Source organism: Marinifilum caeruleilacunae (assembly GCF_013141825.1).
Taxonomy (GTDB): domain Bacteria; phylum Bacteroidota; class Bacteroidia; order Bacteroidales; family Marinifilaceae; genus Marinifilum; species Marinifilum caeruleilacunae.
Genome location: NZ_RZNH01000023.1, coordinates 1 through 18,401, shown reverse-complemented (window position 1 = coordinate 18,401; position 18,401 = coordinate 1). Strand labels below are relative to the sequence as shown.

Below are 18,401 nucleotides of genomic sequence, written 5' to 3'. Positions count from 1 at the left end.
ATAAAAGATATTAATAATCTTATTTTTATTTCTAATGGGAACATCACAAAAGCAAGAAGAATGCAAATACATAACCCCATATTTAAAAGAATATACATCACTAAGTGAGCTTATTGATAAGAAAAACACCGGATTATATGGAAGCAGGTACACTTGGGAAGAAATCTTATTAAAGAAAACTGTAGCTATACTTGGAGAACCTGGATTTGGAAAAAGTAGGTTGTTGCGTGAATTAGTTAAAAATACTCCTAATGCAATTTGCGTTGATTTAAAATCAGTTCAAGATAAAAAAATTATAAATATTCTTAAAACAAAATATTGTATTGAGGAGAATGAGTTTGAAATAGAGAATATAAGTGAGAGCACTATTTGCTTTGACGCTTTAGATGAAGTAAAAGGAGATAATTTTTTAGGTATAGTAGATCAAATTAATGAGTTTATTCAAGATAATAAGGAAACTAAGATTATTCTCTCTTGTCGCATTAATCATTTTGAAAAATGGAATCCTAACATCCCTCTTGATTGCTTCTTATCAATTGCCCCATTAGATTCTCAAGGTATTTTTGAGTTCCTCAAAAATGGTAATCTAAGCGATGACGAATTTGATAAGGTGTGGAAAAAGTATCGCTCCCCTCATTTAGTTTCGGTTATACAAACTCCCCGATATTTAGAAATACTTTTAAACTTATTCAAACATGATGGAGTTGATAAAGTTTTAAATTTAACGAAGATCTCACTATTTGATGAGTTGATTAACAGTCACCTCTCTATTGAATCGAACAAATTAACTTCAAATAATATTAACGAGAATATCTATATAAAAAGAGTTCAACAAACACTAGCTCTTATAATGGAGGTGAACCAAACAAACTTAATCACGGAAGAAGAGTTTTGGACTATTGTGGATGATGTTAAATCGGAGATTTTTACCTCTCATAGTATTCACTATATACCGGATTTTTGGGAAAGAACATTAATTAAGAAAAATGCTAATAATGAAATTGAGTTTCAAAATACTGAAATACAAGAGTATTTAGCAGCAAGTGAAATTAACCGTTTAGGAAACCTTGAGCAATCAATTTTTGATTTTGCATTTGATCCTCTATTAAAAGAAGTACTGCCTTCTTGGTACAATACTTTATCTTTCTTAATAGATCTAAACCCAACTTTGTTTAAAAGCTTATTGAACTTTACAACAGGAAATAATCACAAAATAATTCATACCGAAGATGTTTTTAAATTAATCCGACCAAATAGTAATAGTTTTACTGAAGAAGAAAAAGCTGGCATTTTTAACTTCATTTTTACATATTTTCAAAATAATGGTATCTGGATTCCTTTTGAAGTAGAAGAATCATTGCCTACATTTTACACGGCTAAAAATAAAGAACTACTTATAAACTCTATTGATGCAAGAAGAAGCAAAGGGGTTATCCTAGAAGTAAAGCGAGGCAATACAGCTTCCATAGTAAAAGGACTAGTAAAACAAAACAGTATAGTCAGCTCAGAATCTAGTTATTGGAAACGCAATTTTACAAACTGGCTAAAAGAAAATAAAACCCTAGCTGATTCCGCATACTCTCGATTTATTTTGGAAGCTCTAATTTCCTTTAATGATATTGATTCTTTAAAAGAAATTCAAGATACTTATGAATTAGGAGGAGGTTTATATAAGGAGAAATTTATACGGGGCTGTGCTAAAATAAATCCTGATGACGATTTCTCAATTCAACACTTCATAAAAGCATTCTTGAGTCCTTCAATGTCGATGCTAGACTACTATGCCCGGGAAGCAATTTCTAAATTGAATAAAAAAGAAAGTATTTTAAACTTTCTAAGTTCATGCTTAGAAAATAGAAGACTATTAATAAAATTTAATTCCCAATTTGAAGATCAATGGAGAAAAGAAATTGATCACAACTTAATTCACTTCCTAGATAATGTTGATAAATTCTGGGATCAAGAAATTTCAACACTATTAAATAACATCATTCTCAACGTCTATTTGAATGATAGAATTTGGGAATTAAAAAGTGGTAAATTCATATTCTCTTTACTTGATTTACTAAAGTCACACGATAAAAATTATCTTTTCCATTTAATGACTAATATTAGTACTTCGAATAATAAGAATAGTAACTACTATGATATTACAACTTGTTTTGCCCATCTAATTGAAGAAGAACAAACTGAGAAATTTATAGAGAAATTTTCAACCTTATTCCCATCTGTACAAATTTTAAGCGTCTTCTTAACAATTGAAAATAGATATCCTGAGAAGATATCTGTAGTCGAAATAGCTAAAAGGGTATTGCATAAAGAATACGAGGAAAACAAGCAACACTGGCTGGAATATGACAAGAGGCATCCCCAAAAAGAATCATCTGATGAATCTGTATATGCTGAATTCCTTTATAAACTTGAACCAGAAAAAGACAGATACATGTCTGATCTTTTTGATTACTACATAATTAACCATGAAAAATTAATAAATAAATTAACATCTGAAGATAAAGAAAGACTCAAAGATTTAATTATAAATATCTTACAGAGATCTCCTAAAAGTGCTAAACTTGAAATTACTGAAAAAACGAATAATGGAAGCACATACACCGTAACAAACTGGATTCATGAATTTATAGCATGCGTAAACTTACTATCAAAATATAATAACGAATTAAATATTAATATTACTGAGTTTCGTAAGAATATAATTCAAATCCTGCCCTTTTCATATAATGATACCGTTCGCAACGTTCTCACCTTATTGGGCAATCAAATCACTAATGATGAAATAAACTCCCTAATGGAAGTTTATGACAGCAGCGCTTCTGATGATATAAAAACCCATTTGCCCAATGCATTAATTGCAACCGCTAAAAAATATCATATAAAAGAAGCAATTCCAGTTCTTCAATACTTTGTAGATCTGGATGCATCAAATATAGATCGATATTACAGAATAGAATCATTAAATCTTCTTGGCATACTCTTAGACAATGAAGAATACTTTTTAAAAATATTTGAAAAATTCTCGAAAAGTAATGATGATGATCTTAAAGTAGCGGAAGAAGCAAATACACAATTAATAATTCGTTATCGTAATGAAAGTGCTATAAAATGGAGATTTAAACAACTAAATGAAAGAGCATTTGAATTCACTAGACCTAGGTCAGAAGGAGCTCGAATAGTATCTGGTGAAGAGTCCGAATTAACCAGTAAAACTTTTGGTAGGGCATTACTTGAGATTTCTGATCCTGATTTAAAATTATATGATGATTTTGAGAAACTACTGAACTTCGCCCTAAGAGTAAGCGAAAATAATGAAAAGATGGAGTTATACTCTCAGTATCTACTTGAGTTATTTTGTATGTATCTCAATAACCTTAAAACAAATAAAAATTACATCCCAATTGATCGATTTGAAAAATGGATATTAAAAAATGAATCTAAAAAAGGAGTTAATTGGCTAAAATATAAACTATTTGAAGCCAAGAGAATCTATATGAATTACCTATCTAAACCCAAGAATATAAGGGATTCAGTAAGAAAATACAATATCCAAAAAGACAAACACTTCAGTTCGATCTATTCAACAATAGATTTGATCAATGTAGCTGAAGATATCATTGAAACTGACATTAATCGCTGGGCTAGGTCGGAAGGAGGATATCGTATCTTTTATGATTTTGATTTAATAAAGAATGATAATAGTAAAGGAAAAACTAGAAAACCAGCTAAAGCCCATGAAGAATTTGTTCAAAAAACTATTAAATCGCAATTTGAACTAGGCTTTCTAAGGAGAGAATTTCGTGAAGCGGATTTAAACGTTATTCGTGAACCTCAGCTCTTAAATGACAAAAAACCGGATTTTTTGGTTTCATATGGCTTGAGTGGTAGAATAATAATAGAAATCAAGCTAAGCGATAACAACGAAGTAAAACTAAAGAAGAAAGGTGATTACTATCAAAGCTGCCATCGCTATAAGAAAAAGATTACAAATTATCCTAAAGGATTTGGTACAACTCAAGGAATCTTTCTTATTGTCAACCTAGTAAAGAAGAGAAGTGAATTCAAAACGCAGATTAACAAACTAAAAGATTTATATAATGACACCGATATTAAAGTTGTAGGTTTAGATTGTTCGATCTAAATACAAAAGAAATTAGAGGTACTAATTCTGGATTTCTGGGTGCTAATTGTATAATGTCAAAGCTAATTGGACACATTAAGGACTCATTTATTTCTTCAGTAAAACAAGTTACTCCAATATTTGAAACGCATTTTCTTTTAACTGATTCAAAGCTTAGTAAATTGTCCTTATTTTCAAACTCTATTAGATTTAAATTACAGTCAAAAGGATCATTAAAACTTTCAGGTTTTGATAGCCAGAAATAGTTCTCATGCAACGAAGCAATACTTAAAAGATTCGTGTCATAAAATTTGTAAAGATTCTCTGGTTTCAATGGGCATGGTTTACCGCCAATATGATATGCTTTCTATTCAAATCAGAATCAAATACATATTAGTATCTATTATTAAGTCTAATTTCCTTTTTTCATTTAATCTATTTGCATCTAGTTTCAATAAATTATCGTCAGCCGTTAAATTGTATGGGGGACAGCGGATTACGGAAAGTTACTCTATCAAATCACACCAGAGTTTATGCGAGAACTTAACCTTGAAGTTAGCACTTAACCCGTTATGAACTATGAAATTATGTAAGCAGTACTTATCTATGATGATATTCGACTTCATTTTCAGTTAACTCTGACCGTCCTTTAACTTTGAAATCTACTTTTAATACCTTCAATTCATCTATATATCCAATCTTTCCATTTTTATGTATAAATGGAGCAAAGTAAAATTCCTTTTTCTCTCTTTTCTTTTGTGATTCGATGAATTGAGTAAAGAACATACCATTAGTCATTTTCAAATTTTTCCAATAAACCATTTGTATAACCATAGATTGTTGTTCTTTGCCATATTTCTCCAACTTCATTTTATCTTTTTCGCTATTAAATGATTCATCTAACCATTTTCTATCTGGATTAGCATACAAGTAAGTCGAATAACTAACATCATCTTCATAAATAAAGGATATGCAAATATTATTATCAAAATCTGTGTCACTATTTTGATTCCACTCTCTTATGTATGAAAAAAAATTGTAAGCATAGTTCTCATCCTTATAAGCAGGTCCAAAATAGTTTGGATAATTCTCGTATCCTTCAACTTCTTCGTTTGTTATGAAGTACCCATTGGTCACCCATTGGTCATAGTCAATTTTAAAGTCAGGAAATGGTTGTACAATCATGACGGAATATTCAAACAATGCCTTTTCTATTAGAGTCTGAATGGCAAATAACACAATGGTTACAATTATTCCAACGTGGTAGGGTAAAACGAAAAAACTAATAAGAATACCAAGAAGCGCTAATCCTCTTAGAATCCACTTTATATGTTTTTCAAACTTTTCTTGTATTATGAGTTTTGGATAATATTTTCTCCATTCTAAGCGAATTAATGTCCTTGAGTCAACTTTCCAGTTTCCAACTTTAATTTTCATATTTGATGTTACTTTCTTAGCCTGTATTGTTTACAAAGGTATAAATATGCGGAGTGCAGAATTTCAATGTTCAAACCTATCAAACCTCTACACAATTTAGATATCGCTTTAAAGTTAAAAGCCAGCACAATAGCCCGCATTACGTATATTTTTTGTTGACACTGTTATTCCTTGCCTTTTATAATTTTCTTTAACTCTTTTGCATAATCAATAAGAAGTCTATTCACATCTTTCATCGAGTTAATCAAATTGTTATAGTCATCATAATCTTTTTGAATCTGCTGAGGACTTCTACCATTACTTTCATCTTCCAATAATTTTTCTTGATACCATTTACGAAACTTTGCCTGATATTCTGTAAGATGTGGTCTTAGTCCGATGTTTAAAACATCAGATAATAATTTAATTAAAGACTCGGAAGAGTCATTAACAAGTAATAAATTACCTGAAAGTTGTTTCAACTCTTCTCTAGTGACTTGAAACAATGAATACCATGAATTATAAACTTCAACTATAACATCTTTGTCTTTATCGATTTCAATTGCAGCTTTGCGAGTAATGAGTTCAATGTATATTTTATGAGCGATTTCAATATTTTGATAACTCCTTTTTACCTCATATTCAATTTCAGCATTACCCAATTTATATTTTAATTTAACAGGCACTATCTCATTTTGGACATTATTTTTTTTCCAATTAAATAGGTATTTAAATATTTGATATCCTACTATTATTAATAATACTGAGATTGCAAGAGCAATTACGCTAATAGACATAGTAAAGACCCAATCTATTTTGTCAAATGACACATCAATTATTTGCACTTTATTGCCAACCATTTGCTGATTTATTATTTATAAAACTTGGATAGGAATTATCTGGATTTATCCTATTTCTTCTAACAAAAGCATCATGAATCCACCCTTGAACTATTTCAGGATTCTCTGACCAATGATGCAAAGATGCAAAACCATTTTTATGGTTATCATAAAGTCTTGGTGGAATGATGTTAGGATGATAATTTGGTTTCCCATAATCTGGATGTGTTGGCAAAAAAATACCAATTAAACCACACCTTGGATTTTTTTGACTAGCTCTTATACTAGAACCAATTTCCCAATCTACATATTTTCGGCTCCATGTTTTCGGACCAATAAGCACTACCGTAACCGTGGCATCTGCAATAAATTCATCTCTAATTTTTTGCCTAATCGTTTCAGTTTTTAAACCTAATGCAATATCACCATCATTTACTGCTTTATTAACAAAACCATCCGTATTCAAAGAAAAAAGGTGTTCAAAACGTTCTTTCCAATAGTTTCCACAAATATCGTAATTACTACATTTTGAGTTTAATTGAAATGGATTTAATCTATTTCGACCACAATAGCCATTACATTTATTAAATTCTACTATTGGAATTGAAACCAATGGATTTTGAATAGTTGAAAGTATACCTAATTGTGGTGAAGGTGTACGTAGAATATATTTTGTTCCGCATGGTTTGTTTTTCTCTTGACACCCATGCTGAAAACTTATAAATACTTTATGTCTTGGAATTGCCATGATACTATGTTATGATTGCGTCCATTACATTACTAAGAGGATGTAAAGAACTTTTGTAATCTGAATAATTGCGACTTTCAAGTATAACTGAGCTTCCATGTTTTCTTACAAACTGATTAATATCGTAAATATCTCGAATAATGGGTGCTGTTTTTATATAATCTGGCAAATCAGAATTCCTAATCCCTTGAAGTGTTAAAGTAGCTAATTCTGTAGTATCATATCCATATCCAACCTCAAAAGGAACCCATTTAGAGTATAAGGTATTTGGAGAAATAATGCATAACATATGAGTTGAACTTCTAATGCCCTTTTTTATTGCAGCAACAACACCCTTAGGATTATCGTCTCTATCTGCTTGTTGTAATTCTCTGTCGAATTCATCAAAATACACATCAATATTAACAGACTTTAAATAATCCGCAATTTGCTTAGCCTGCTCACGATCTCTTTTTTGATGACTTATAAATACTTTTGCCATTATTTATCTAGTTTATAAGTTGTATTTTAATAGTGGTCAACTATGTTATAACAACCATATGGTTGTTATTTCTCTCATATTCTTCTTAAAAAGTGTTATTGTTTAATACTTTTCATGATTTATTAATCAATCATGAACTTTAAAATTAACATATTGATTACGAATCATATTAGAATCATAATATAATTGTTTGACACTTATACAATATCTATTAAGACTAAATTAATTAATATTATATAAGTAAGTGATTCATTGTTGGTATGCCTTGTATAAAAAGATTGTATTCCCAAGTGAATTTTGATTTATATCTATACAAACATTAAAAAGCTTAGATACCTAAAAGGAGTCTAAAGGAGAATACCTTTCTCAAAATCAATTTAGTTGTTATTAAGTATCACTTAGATATCTTGAGACGTTTCCTACATATTGGTTAGAAATTACTTTGTAATCAGATTTTCAAAAGACTTGTTATCAATTAAAAATAAGTTTGTTAATGTGATTTTTAGTGTGGAGAAAATAAACGGTTTCCCACCTTTGAAGCAGGATAATAGGGATAATGCCTGTATGGAGTGATGAAATTTGTTTTTGTAAAATGTTCTTATTCCATTGATTAGGCATTTTTTCTTTATGCTGAATATCAGGGATAAACTCTTTTAAACTCCCTTGAAGTACCTTTCAGACAGATAAATGATTTCAGGATTGGGATTTGAAGCTTTCACTTCTCATTTTCAGGATAAAAGAGATGGATTAAAAATAACTTTATCTTCCTTCAAAGTACCTTAAAGAAGGATAACACTCGTTGGAAAAGAAAAAAGACCAATCAATATTTCTGAATATCAGCTATTAAACTGAGTCAGAAACACCAATTAGCCCCATGATAGGATATTTAGAAGTGGTTTAGAAGAACCTTTTAAATGTCTTCATCCTCATTCGAGGATTCAAAATAGGCCTGTAAAGTTCTAAATATCTGCATCTGTTCCTCATGATTCTTGGCAAATAGGAAGTACAGTACTTGTATTAAGTTTTCCTGTATGTCTGGTTGCATGCGTCTTATAGAGTCTACAATCTGCCTTTCTTGTATGCTAATTTGCTCCTCTACACCGGATAATCCCTCTGACTTGATAGGAATCACATTACTTGCAAAGGCTCCTAATGCGGTTTGAATGGCTGGCATTTGAGAAATAGCCGTTACAGTATCCTTAGTGGTATTTGTACTTGCTTCAGTCAACTCCTTTGCATGCTTCTCTTTTAAATCACTGATTTTATCCTGTAATCTCTCGATCTTAAAATCATTTTTAAGGTTAGTATCTTCCAGTGTTTTAATTTTGCTCTCATACTCGGTTTTAAGGCTCATAATTGCATTAAAGTGTTCCCGATCCAAGCTTCGTAGTTCTTGGATGGTTTCCGCTTTAATTTGCCTTGCTGCTAAAAATTCCAAGTCTTGGGCCGTTAAAGTATCTTCTGAGTCCTCTAACTCCTTTTCTCGTCTTAATTCTACTCTTATTTTATAAGCCTTGTTCCTGCAACTTATAGAGCAGTAACGACTATCTGATCTTTTCCCTATGATGGGCTTATTACATACTTCGCATTCCATTTTTTCTATGTGTTTTTAATTGTTGGTATAAATGATTCTGATTTTATATCTATGGTGGATTATCCTGTATATCCGGTTTCACCTTTTAATCTATGCTGCTTTCAACTTTGGATACTTGGCAAGTGTTCTGGTGATAATCCGGTCAAATTCGTTGTAAATGGTTTCTGCTGCCTTTTCACTGGATAAATCACACTGACTGATCTCTAAAAAAGTATCTCTACACTCTTCACAAGCTTTGTCTACTTCTATTTCATCACTTGTAGAATCCAATCCTAACAAGGTGATTAATGACCACCATTTAGAGAGTTTCATGGTTAATTCAATTCCTCCGGTTAATCTTTCAATGGCCGTAAATGTCCTTTCCACAATCACCATGGATTCTATGATATCTATCAAAGCCTTTTTCTTACTGTCTTGCATTTTTAAAATTCTTATCGTCTTTACTTCTTGATTTTACACTTGTCCTTCTTTTAACTTTTTCATTTGATCTTTTCCAAGACCAATTTCTGATCGTTTTCTCAAATCGATATTTTCATGGATGTATCGTACTTGTTCTTCGAATAGCACTTGATCTCCTTTTATCTGCTTTCGAAATACGGGATCCATTTTTTTGATCCTCCGATTTAGGGTTGAATAAGAAACTCCCAATTCAATGGCAAGTTCCTTTCGGTTCATTGTTCTGTAATTCATTTTTAATTTATGTAGTGGTTTGAATGAAATTCTTGTTTTGTATTCATTTTAGCGTATAGCCTTTTGTCCTCACACCTGAATAGGGTCAAAAGCATCAATACTGACTCTTTTTGTGTATTCATTGTGGTGAGGCTAATTTGAATACGCTTTTTGTGTGTCTAAATGCTTTTTGACTCGCTGAACGGTGGAAACTGATTTTTTAACCAACTTGGCAATATTCCTGATCGACTTTCCATCTCCCAACAATTCGATAATGTCTTCATGTTGTTTTTCGAATTGCTCATCTGTCATTTTTCCTTTACCGGCATGTAGCTTGTAAATTCCTTTTGCTTTGGCAATGGCAATTCCTTCAGCTTGTCTTTCCTTGATCCGGTCATATTCCATTCTTGCAGCCAAAACCATTAAGGCGGACATGAAGTCAAACATTTGATTGTAGTGGCCGTTGATGTAACTTTTCATTCCAATTTTCTGAATGGTAACCGTGATCTCATTGTCTTTCATGATTTCAAGGGTTTTTAGCATGTCTGATACATTTCTACCCAAGCGGTCAAAATTCCAGACTACCAGCCCAGAGATTTTACCTTTCTCAACTGCATCTAGTATGATCTTTCCTGCTGGTCTTTCTTCAAAGGGTACCATACCGGAATGTTTATCTATGACCAATTCACCATCTACATCTTTGAGACCATCCACCTGACGATCTTCCTTTTGTCCTATGGTTGAAACTCTGGCATATTTGTAGACTTTCTTATCTGTGCTCATGCGCTCTTTAATTTAGTTTTAGGGTTGATATCATTTGATTCTGTCTTCTTTTCAAATTCTTGTATAAAGAATCTTGCTGCCGAGCCGTGGAAGTATCTTTTTCTCCCATTGGCCGAAACAACTATTGAGGTTCTTCTCATTGGTTTTCCTCTTGGATGATTTCTTTTGTTTTTGGGGTTGGTAGTTCTGACAAGCTGCAACTGGCTACCGATTTCCTTTATAATTTTGGTAATCTCTTTTTCCTGCTTTAGCCTTTTGGTTTTTCTCTTTTCTGAAATTTTAAGGTTATAGGCCGTATCCCTGCACTTTCTGTTATGGGAACAATATTTTGAACCTTTTCTTTGGTGTGTGATTTCCTTTCCGCATACCTCACAATATCTTTTCTCTTTTTTTACCTCCCTCTGGTCGGCCGGATCGCACCATACAATACATGGTGTATTCGTACCCTTTTTTTCTGCGTTGTTTGTATTGATTGGGTTTGGGAAGAAAAGGCTTTCAAATTCGGTGTATCTGTCCCCTTTTTTACTGCGTGAAAAGGCTTGAAGTTCCAATAGAATTAGGTCTTTCAGGATGGTTTTAATGTTGCGTTTGGCGTACTTGTCTATGAGTTTTTCCAGTAGCTTTTTGTTTTGGTTTCTTTCCTTCCGGCAACGATCATCCTTTATCCACCAATCAGGATTTCTTAAATCCCTGAATTTGTTTCTGTATTTAATTGGAAGCCTGCGAGGTGTCTTGATCTGATTCCATTCAAAGAAAATGGTTTCATCAATGAATCTTACATACTTAGCAGCTATCAACTTGCTAAGTTTTTCCTTATTCATTAAATCGGCCAAAGTTCTAATATGGAAACTTTCAACAGCCCTCATTTTGGTGAACTTGGTTTCTATGCGCAGCCTTTCTGACTGTAAACAGGCTTGTTCCATCTTATCGTAGAACTTGTATGTGGTGTTGGTGGTTTTAAAGCGGTACCCATAACCGGTTTTCCCGTTTATTTCCATGTCTGAACCTTCCACGCCACGACAATATAAGATGCTATCTAAAAAGCCTTTGGTATCTATTTTTGACTTGGTAGTATCCAAATTCAGACCAATTTCAAAACCTCTTAGTAGGGCCTTTTCCGGTATTACTCCGAACTCTGAAAGGAGGCTAACTGCCTTTACAAAATCATCAAATGTAAAACGATCTCCATTGTGTAATCCTTCATTGTAATACTTATGGATAGATCCTTTGATTTTTACTTTCCCTTTGGGTTCTATGGTAAACTCCAAACCATTGTAATATGCTTTTTTACTGCCAATTAACTCACCGGTATCAATTGAGGTCAATACATTGAATTTCAACTTTGAGTGGTTTAACCACTGGCTGATATCAAAGTCAGTAAGTTCTATGATAATGCAATCTATCACTGGTGAGAGAGGAGTATAAAAGGCGGTTAGTTATTTGTCCAAAAATAATGGTGCATGCGTATCAAAAATTTGTGCGTATCCTGCTTTCCAAAGTCGGATTTTTCAGAATTTTTCAATCTGAAAAAATGGTGTATCTGTACCTATTTTTATTGGCGTGCTACATTTAGTTTTAGAATGTAAGTTTCTTTTGTGCAGTTTTTTACAGGCTTACTTTTAGTTTTTCTTTCCGGTGCAGAAAACACATATACACTTATAAATGCAAGGCATGAAAATATGTGAAAGTAGACTCCGTAGAAAACTCCTATTAAAGCCCCAATAGCTAAGAATAAAAACAAGATTCGAAATACTAAATTGGATCTATTTGAAAATGTAATCATAGTCTATCTGAATATTTCGAACCGTCTAAACTCTCAATTATTTCTTCTTTCTTATAAAAAGCTCGGTTACCTAATTTATATCTGGTTAATATGCCTTTTTTAGCCCAATCATTTAATGTAGGAGGAGTAATCTTAAGCCACTCCATAACATCTTTAGGGCTTAATAGAGTTTCTTGTTTTACTGGCTTGATATATTGCTCTAACTCAGACAGCTTTTGTGTAAGTAATTGAAATTGTTTTGTCAGATCTGAAGCATTCATTTCAGAGACTTGTAGTATTTTCTCAGTCATATTTGCGCTGTATAATATAGATTGAAGAGTTGTTTTATACTCATTAAAGATTTATAGTGTCAACTATTAGATCTATTGCTTTCGATTCCTTTTTGTAATCTTCAACAACTTCACATGTTGCTACCAATATTTTTTTGATTGTGCCCAATGAAGGAGTTTTATTACCATTAAAAAACTGAGTAACAAGCGATCTGGAAACACCACACTTATGTGATATTTTAATTTTAGCTCCTCTAGGAAGCTTATTTCCAAGCTCTTTTATTTTACTTTTATTTTCCATATTTTTATGAGATAAAATGGTTAACAAACTGCGAACGTAACAACTCATTCGCTATTACAAAACAACGCAATAAATGAATACAAAACAACTCTTTAGTGAGTTGTTTTGTAATTTATTTTTTGAAACAATTTAAAAATGACTGTAGCTGAGCGTCTTAAAGAATTGAGAACTGAGAAAAATTTATCTCAAAATGAATTTGCTGAAAAGCTAAACGTGTCCCGATCAACATTAATGTTGATTGAACAAGGCAAAAGAGAGATAAATACTAAAATATTAGAATCTCTTAAGAGAGAATTTGAGATATCAACAGATTGGATATTATTTGGAGATGGCACCAAGAAAACAGATGATAATCATGACTCTAAAAACTTATCAGATATCATTTTGAAATCTAACATGATGCTAGAAATGATTAAATATTATCATACTGCTTTAATGTTTCAAACCGTTAATTATAATAGTAGCGATTCAACCATCAAGGATTCTAAATCAAAAAGAAAGACAGAATATTTTAAAGACCTTTCTAGTAAGTTTACAGAAATAGATTCAATCCGAAATAAATTCATTAATCTACAATTAGAATCCTTACCAATTCACAAAGAAGATATTGAACAGTTTAGCGAATTAACGAATGAAATGTTTCAATCATTTTATAGAGATCTTCATCCATATATATCAAGATACAGACATAAAATAATAGAGGAGTTCTGGTATGAAACTAAAATTGAAGATGAGATTCTCCCAGATGATGAAGCATAAAGAAACTACCTAATCATTATGAAAAAATCATTCTTCATTTTATCTCTAATCCTGTTTGGATTCATTGATAGTCTTGCCACTATGCAAGCTTCAGATAAACTAATAATGGGGAGCGATACTTTATATTTAGATAGATCTCCAATAGAAATCCTCCCTGAAGTTTGTAAAAAAATACAGGATAAAGAAAAATCAATTTACTCTTGTTGTTGGAATGGTTTTACAGCTGAATGGGTAATTGAAAATGATGTCTTATATCTGCAAAACATATACAGTTTTTCGACTGGCCGAAAAATCAATAAACGATTACAAAAAATTCTTAATACGAAATTTATTAATGGCAAAATTAAAGCTGATTGGGTCACCGGAAGTTATTATGGAGGCTTTGGTAGACAATTAACCCGTTTATATGATATTGTATATGAAAAAGAACTATTATTTGAAATCAAGAATGGCAGTATTCAAAATATTGAAAAGTTTAACTCAAAAAACATTGAATATTCGATAAATAAGGAAAACGTAAAAAGCTTTATCTATCGAAATTTTAATTGGGAATTATTTGATGATAGCATAGAATTCGATGAAGAGGTAGGCTTTTTTATAGCAGCCAATAAAAAAGGGAATCTTATAAAAATTAAGATTGAATCCTACTGTGATGTAAAAATCGAAAAAGAGATTAGAAGAATACTAAAATTAATCCCGAATTGGGGTACCTATTACAAAGATGGTATTGTTCAATCATTTTTTGACGATTATTATCTTGTATTCAATAATAAGCAAATGATAAAGTTCACCCATAAATAAGACCTTATTTACATGMAACAAGTAATCCTACTAACTCTTCTTATCTTCTTTGCAATACCCACCATATGAATACGGAAAAATCATTGAAAATGGAATAAAATATCAGACCAATGAAAAGGACACCATCATAATAGTGGAAACAATAATTTGGTACGATTTATAAGCAAAAACTTAAAGTACCTAAATCCGCTCAAAAAGATCTAATTGAAGGTAATAACTGTTGTCAAAATTTCTGAAAATCTTGATTTTGCAAATTGGCTGAAAAGGAAAATTAAAATATCAAATTCAATTTCTATCCTATCGCTTCTAAACTGGGAAGTGATTTCATAGAGGAAATTGAGAGAACCTAATTTCACCCCCCCCTCTCTTTTACTACAAATAAAAAAGATTTTAGTAAGTTTAATAAAACAAATAACTATTACGTTTATATCTTCATATTAGGCGTGTATAAGTAACTAGTTGCGCTTCTATACAAGTTGTGCGTCATTCAAGATCGAGACCAAAACATACACGATTTGAGATAATTATATGGTAAAAATAACTAAGAAAATTCTTGAAATTAAAAATTACAGAGAAACAAGGAATTCTGACAGTAGTGATGACTTCATGTTGACAATTTCAATGAATCTAATAAGAAATTTAGGAGATAGAAATAATTTTATTCATAAAGAACTTGATTATTATAAGGAAAACAATAAAAAACTAGATAAGAACTTGAAAATAGTTACGGGACTTTATGTTTGTTCCTTAATTACTTGCTGGGAGACATTCTTCAGAGATTTATTTATTTTTCTGTGTGATTCTGATGAAGCAATAAATGACAAATTGAATGAGTCACTAAAAGGTGAAATACCGCTTGATTTAACTATTGGAGAATTTTTAGCAAGAAAATATAATTTTCAAAATCTAAATCAAACTAAGGAAGCCTTTGATAGTATTTTTCAACGAGATACAACAACACTTACTGAGTATTTTACAAGTGAGGTTTTTGAAGGTGTTCTTCATAAAGATTATTCATTAATATTTAAATGGATTCATGATGGAGTATTTAAAGAGAACGTTGATCGTGTATTGGAAAAAGGATTTGAAATAAGACATAAGGTTACACATGACGCGAATTACCTAATTGACTTTGATAGCAAGTTATTAGCAGAAATAGAGTGTGTTTTTCAAATAATTCCTCAATTTTTTATTTCAAGTTTTGCTGCAAAATATTCACAAAATAGATTAGTATTTAATATAAAGGAGAAATATATCAGAATCACTGATAACCCAATGAAAGACGAGAAGAATTATGCATTTAATGTCAAAGATTTTATGGCAGAAGACTATGAAATTGTTAACTAATAATGAAGATTAAAATATTATGGCTGATAATACAAAGGAGATTCAAGAGGCAAGAGCAAAACTAAAGCAATTGATATTGGATGAAGTCAAACCAATGAGAAAGAAGCTTGACGATTTATTGAATAAAGAAGCAGAAAGGTTATGCCCATTTGCGGTTGGTGATATAATCATTTTAGACAACGGAAAAAAAGGGATTATAAAAGAAATAAACTACTATTCTTTAAATTATGATTTTGGCGAGGGTGAAGAATTTGATTTTATTGAACGATTTGATGATATCGAATATATTTATGCTTACATGCTTGATGATAAAAAGTTTTCAATTACGTGGAGCGTGTCTGGATTAAGAATGATTAATAATGGAACAGAGGAAGGTAAAGTTCCGTTTAGGGCTATTTCTCCAGATAAGTATGAGATAGATATTTCAAATAAGATCGTTAAGAGAAAAACACTAAATGGTTTAGTTGCGGATGAAGATTTCTTAACAAATTTCGGTACGATTGAATAAAGAACGCACGCACAACAATGTAAGTACAAAATAGGCGAGATAGTAGTAAGTTCAAGGGCTTTAGCCCCCTTCAAAATTGTAACGGTTTGAAAAGTTTGAAGCCAGCAATCGCCTACTTTGCATATGCTCAACGTTAGTGGCAATACAAGAGCCGTCCATCATAAACAATAAACAATGAGAGAAATATCATTTTTATCAGGAAAAGCAATTGTTTCAAGAATTGATTCACATACATACTTTGATTGGGTATTTGAATATGCTTATGTGGGTGAAAAAAAGGTGTATACGTTTGAATTTATAAAGAATTATCAAATAGAGAATATTTTTATTGAAGAATTGACTAAACGTTATCTAATTTCAAGCTTTGTAAAAGAGGATGATTCGGTCAAAGATTTCTTTCAAGAAGGTACTTTTAATAGAATGGTGAAAAAAATAAAACACATACACCATTATCACTGGACTATTAATTCGGTGCCAAGAAAGGATTTATTTCTTCAATTAAATATAAAAAATCACACGCAGAAATATGTTGTTTTCGATTTGACATTTATGGGTTATAAGTATATAAGAAGAGACATTAAATTGCCCATGGATTTATATGAGGAATTCGCAGAAAAAGGTAGACCTGTTATTAAATTTATGAAAGATTACAAAGTATTTATAGCACATGCTTCTGAAAACAAGAATAGTGCAAGGAAAATTGCGGAAAATTTAACGAAAAGTGGATATCAAGTTTGGTTTGATGAATGGGAAATTAAAGTTGGAGATTCAATTGTAGATAAAATAAATGATGGAATCCAAGATTCATCCTTTATGGTTGTTTTATTCTCTAAAGATTCAATAAATAAGCCATGGGTAAAAAAAGAAATGAATTCAGGTTTAATGGTTGAATTAAATAAAAGAAACGTATTTGTTTTACCTGCACTTATAGAAGATTGTGATATACCACCATTATTCTCTGATAAAAGATATGCTGATTTTACAAAATCTTTTGACCATGGATTTGATGAATTAGTTAAATCGTTATAAGAAGTAATCCACTAACAATGCATCATAAGTAATGCAAGGAACGCAGCATTTCTGAGAATTTGTGCGGTATTTGAGCCCTGCCAAATCTACGATTTGACGAGCAAATTAAAATTTGAAAGTTAACTGTAAATCGTAGTTTTGGCTAATTAGCTATTTGAGACAGTTGTGGGTTAAACCCCGCATTACTCATATGTGAGCCGTTATGGACAATTAAAAAAGACCCAAAATTTAAATAATTCTCAACAATGAAATTTGATAAAGAAATAGATTTGATGTTAGACAAGCTATATAAGCTGGATACTTATTTGCTTCAAAAAAATCTCAACATAAATGAAAGAACTTTAACTCACAGGATGGGTATTTATCTTCAAGAATTATTTCCATCACTTCACGTAGATTGTGAGTACAATAGGATGGGGAGAAAAACTTCTTGGGGTATTGAATATACAGAAGGAGATTATTTCGCTAAAACAGTTTGTTTATCTAATGGTTCAGTTAGTGAAGAAGATGATAATGGCTCAAGAGTATTTCCAGACATAATAATTCATAATAGAGATACTGCTGACAACTATGCCATAATTGAAGTAAAAGTCCAATGGAAAAACGGAAAAGCAGGGCAAGATCATAAAAAACTGGATGCTTACATAAATGACTTGGGATATCATTGTGGGTATTATATCGAACTAACTGAGAAGCGAAATGACGTAATAATCAAAAAATATAACTGTGCATAACAACTAAGCGTTCAACAAAAATAACAATCCGTCAGGTATAAAAAACAAAAAGCTTAACTTAGTAGTATCCCATAAAGTGTGTAACTAAAGTTATTCTGATTTTTTCTGAGCCCAAAATTAGCTCAAGAAAAAAATCGGAAATAACTTTAGGTTGAAAGTCAAACTTTTAAATCACACATTATGGATGCAAAAGATTTTATGTCGGATG

General features: G+C 31.3%; 18 protein-coding genes. 7 read left to right on the top strand and 11 right to left on the bottom strand.

The features are described from left to right. Positions 1-34: 34 nt before the first annotated feature. Positions 35-4,153, top strand: a complete 4,119-nt coding sequence (locus tag ELS83_RS13555) for an NACHT domain-containing protein (RefSeq protein WP_171596097.1) — start codon at positions 35-37, stop codon at positions 4,151-4,153. Between the two features lie 579 nt (positions 4,154-4,732). Here ELS83_RS13555 and ELS83_RS13550 read toward each other — a convergent pair. The 11 genes from ELS83_RS13550 to ELS83_RS13500 all read right to left on the bottom strand — a co-directional run bounded on the left by ELS83_RS13550 (position 4,733) and on the right by ELS83_RS13500 (position 13,015). Next, entirely contained in the window at positions 4,733-5,569 is an 837-nt protein-coding gene (locus ELS83_RS13550) for a hypothetical protein (RefSeq protein ID WP_171596096.1), read from the bottom strand. Positions 5,570-5,733: 164 nt separating this feature from the next. Further along, positions 5,734-6,408, bottom strand: a complete 675-nt coding sequence (locus tag ELS83_RS13545) for a hypothetical protein (protein WP_171596095.1) — start codon at positions 6,406-6,408, stop codon at positions 5,734-5,736. Continuing rightward, a complete protein-coding gene (locus tag ELS83_RS13540) occupies positions 6,395-7,135 on the bottom strand; it encodes a TIR domain-containing protein (RefSeq protein WP_171596094.1) in 741 nt (246 codons plus the stop codon). The genes ELS83_RS13545 and ELS83_RS13540 overlap by 14 nt, the downstream gene beginning before the upstream one ends. A gap of 4 nt (positions 7,136-7,139) precedes the next feature. Next, the gene (locus tag ELS83_RS13535; RefSeq protein ID WP_171596093.1) at positions 7,140-7,616 is read right to left on the bottom strand and encodes a toll/interleukin-1 receptor domain-containing protein; all 477 of its coding nucleotides are present in this window, start codon (positions 7,614-7,616) and stop codon (positions 7,140-7,142) included. Between the two features lie 910 nt (positions 7,617-8,526). Next, entirely contained in the window at positions 8,527-9,210 is a 684-nt protein-coding gene (locus tag ELS83_RS13530; RefSeq protein ID WP_171596092.1) for a hypothetical protein, read from the bottom strand. 90 nt (positions 9,211-9,300) lie between these two features. Continuing rightward, positions 9,301-9,630 (bottom strand): hypothetical protein, encoded by a 330-nt coding sequence (locus ELS83_RS13525; protein ID WP_171596091.1) that lies wholly within the window; start codon positions 9,628-9,630, stop codon positions 9,301-9,303. 33 nt (positions 9,631-9,663) lie between these two features. Next, positions 9,664-9,900 carry a hypothetical protein gene (locus ELS83_RS13520; protein WP_171596090.1) on the bottom strand — a complete coding sequence of 79 codons (237 nt, stop codon included), beginning with the start codon at positions 9,898-9,900 and terminating at the stop codon, positions 9,664-9,666. A gap of 132 nt (positions 9,901-10,032) precedes the next feature. Further along, positions 10,033-10,662 (bottom strand): recombinase family protein, encoded by a 630-nt coding sequence (locus tag ELS83_RS13515; RefSeq protein WP_171596089.1) that lies wholly within the window; start codon positions 10,660-10,662, stop codon positions 10,033-10,035. Beyond that, positions 10,659-12,002: a hypothetical protein gene (locus tag ELS83_RS13510; RefSeq protein WP_171596088.1), complete on the bottom strand. Its 1,344-nt coding sequence runs from the start codon at positions 12,000-12,002 to the stop codon at positions 10,659-10,661. Before ELS83_RS13510 ends, ELS83_RS13515 begins: the two co-directional genes overlap by 4 nt. Positions 12,003-12,441: 439 nt before the next feature. Next, the gene (locus ELS83_RS13505) at positions 12,442-12,735 is read right to left on the bottom strand and encodes a helix-turn-helix domain-containing protein (protein WP_171596087.1); all 294 of its coding nucleotides are present in this window, start codon (positions 12,733-12,735) and stop codon (positions 12,442-12,444) included. A 43-nt stretch (positions 12,736-12,778) separates the two neighbouring features. Further along, complete coding sequence (locus ELS83_RS13500; RefSeq protein ID WP_171596086.1) at positions 12,779-13,015, bottom strand: helix-turn-helix domain-containing protein; 237 nt, start codon at positions 13,013-13,015, stop codon at positions 12,779-12,781. A gap of 135 nt (positions 13,016-13,150) precedes the next feature. On the opposite strand from ELS83_RS13500, the gene ELS83_RS13495 reads away from it, so the two are divergent. The 6 genes from ELS83_RS13495 to ELS83_RS13470 all read left to right on the top strand — a co-directional run bounded on the left by ELS83_RS13495 (position 13,151) and on the right by ELS83_RS13470 (position 18,193). Continuing rightward, positions 13,151-13,774 carry a helix-turn-helix domain-containing protein gene (locus tag ELS83_RS13495; protein ID WP_171596085.1) on the top strand — a complete coding sequence of 208 codons (624 nt, stop codon included), beginning with the start codon at positions 13,151-13,153 and terminating at the stop codon, positions 13,772-13,774. Between the two features lie 18 nt (positions 13,775-13,792). Further along, positions 13,793-14,575 (top strand): hypothetical protein, encoded by a 783-nt coding sequence (locus tag ELS83_RS13490; RefSeq protein WP_171596084.1) that lies wholly within the window; start codon positions 13,793-13,795, stop codon positions 14,573-14,575. A 528-nt stretch (positions 14,576-15,103) separates the two neighbouring features. Further along, the gene (locus tag ELS83_RS13485) at positions 15,104-15,922 is read left to right on the top strand and encodes a hypothetical protein (protein ID WP_171596083.1); all 819 of its coding nucleotides are present in this window, start codon (positions 15,104-15,106) and stop codon (positions 15,920-15,922) included. Between the two features lie 19 nt (positions 15,923-15,941). After that, a complete protein-coding gene (locus tag ELS83_RS13480; protein WP_171596082.1) occupies positions 15,942-16,430 on the top strand; it encodes a hypothetical protein in 489 nt (162 codons plus the stop codon). Between the two features lie 174 nt (positions 16,431-16,604). After that, on the top strand, positions 16,605-17,459 hold the full coding sequence (locus tag ELS83_RS13475) for a toll/interleukin-1 receptor domain-containing protein (protein ID WP_171596081.1): 855 nt from the start codon (positions 16,605-16,607) through the stop codon (positions 17,457-17,459). Between the two features lie 245 nt (positions 17,460-17,704). Continuing rightward, on the top strand, positions 17,705-18,193 hold the full coding sequence (locus tag ELS83_RS13470) for a hypothetical protein (protein ID WP_171596080.1): 489 nt from the start codon (positions 17,705-17,707) through the stop codon (positions 18,191-18,193). The last annotated feature ends 208 nt before the right edge of the window (positions 18,194-18,401 follow it).

Bases quoted from the DNA above. Each gene is read 5' to 3' on its own strand.
- ELS83_RS13475 (WP_171596081.1), top strand. From the start codon at position 16,605: ATGAGAGAAATATCATTTTTATCAGGAAAAGCAATTGTTTCAAGAATT.
- ELS83_RS13470 (WP_171596080.1), top strand. From the start codon at position 17,705: ATGAAATTTGATAAAGAAATAGATTTGATGTTAGACAAGCTATATAAG.
- ELS83_RS13525 (WP_171596091.1), bottom strand. From the start codon at position 9,630: ATGCAAGACAGTAAGAAAAAGGCTTTGATAGATATCATAGAATCCATG.
- ELS83_RS13520 (WP_171596090.1), bottom strand. From the start codon at position 9,900: ATGAATTACAGAACAATGAACCGAAAGGAACTTGCCATTGAATTGGGA.
- ELS83_RS13480 (WP_171596082.1), top strand. From the start codon at position 15,942: ATGGCTGATAATACAAAGGAGATTCAAGAGGCAAGAGCAAAACTAAAG.
- ELS83_RS13495 (WP_171596085.1), top strand. From the start codon at position 13,151: ATGACTGTAGCTGAGCGTCTTAAAGAATTGAGAACTGAGAAAAATTTA.
- ELS83_RS13500 (WP_171596086.1), bottom strand. From the start codon at position 13,015: ATGGAAAATAAAAGTAAAATAAAAGAGCTTGGAAATAAGCTTCCTAGA.
- ELS83_RS13485 (WP_171596083.1), top strand. From the start codon at position 15,104: ATGGTAAAAATAACTAAGAAAATTCTTGAAATTAAAAATTACAGAGAA.
- ELS83_RS13505 (WP_171596087.1), bottom strand. From the start codon at position 12,735: ATGACTGAGAAAATACTACAAGTCTCTGAAATGAATGCTTCAGATCTG.
- ELS83_RS13490 (WP_171596084.1), top strand. From the start codon at position 13,793: ATGAAAAAATCATTCTTCATTTTATCTCTAATCCTGTTTGGATTCATT.
- ELS83_RS13550 (WP_171596096.1), bottom strand. From the start codon at position 5,569: ATGAAAATTAAAGTTGGAAACTGGAAAGTTGACTCAAGGACATTAATT.
- ELS83_RS13540 (WP_171596094.1), bottom strand. From the start codon at position 7,135: ATGGCAATTCCAAGACATAAAGTATTTATAAGTTTTCAGCATGGGTGT.
- ELS83_RS13515 (WP_171596089.1), bottom strand. From the start codon at position 10,662: ATGAGCACAGATAAGAAAGTCTACAAATATGCCAGAGTTTCAACCATA.
- ELS83_RS13535 (WP_171596093.1), bottom strand. From the start codon at position 7,616: ATGGCAAAAGTATTTATAAGTCATCAAAAAAGAGATCGTGAGCAGGCT.
- ELS83_RS13555 (WP_171596097.1), top strand. From the start codon at position 35: ATGGGAACATCACAAAAGCAAGAAGAATGCAAATACATAACCCCATAT.
- ELS83_RS13530 (WP_171596092.1), bottom strand. From the start codon at position 9,210: ATGGAATGCGAAGTATGTAATAAGCCCATCATAGGGAAAAGATCAGAT.
- ELS83_RS13545 (WP_171596095.1), bottom strand. From the start codon at position 6,408: ATGGTTGGCAATAAAGTGCAAATAATTGATGTGTCATTTGACAAAATA.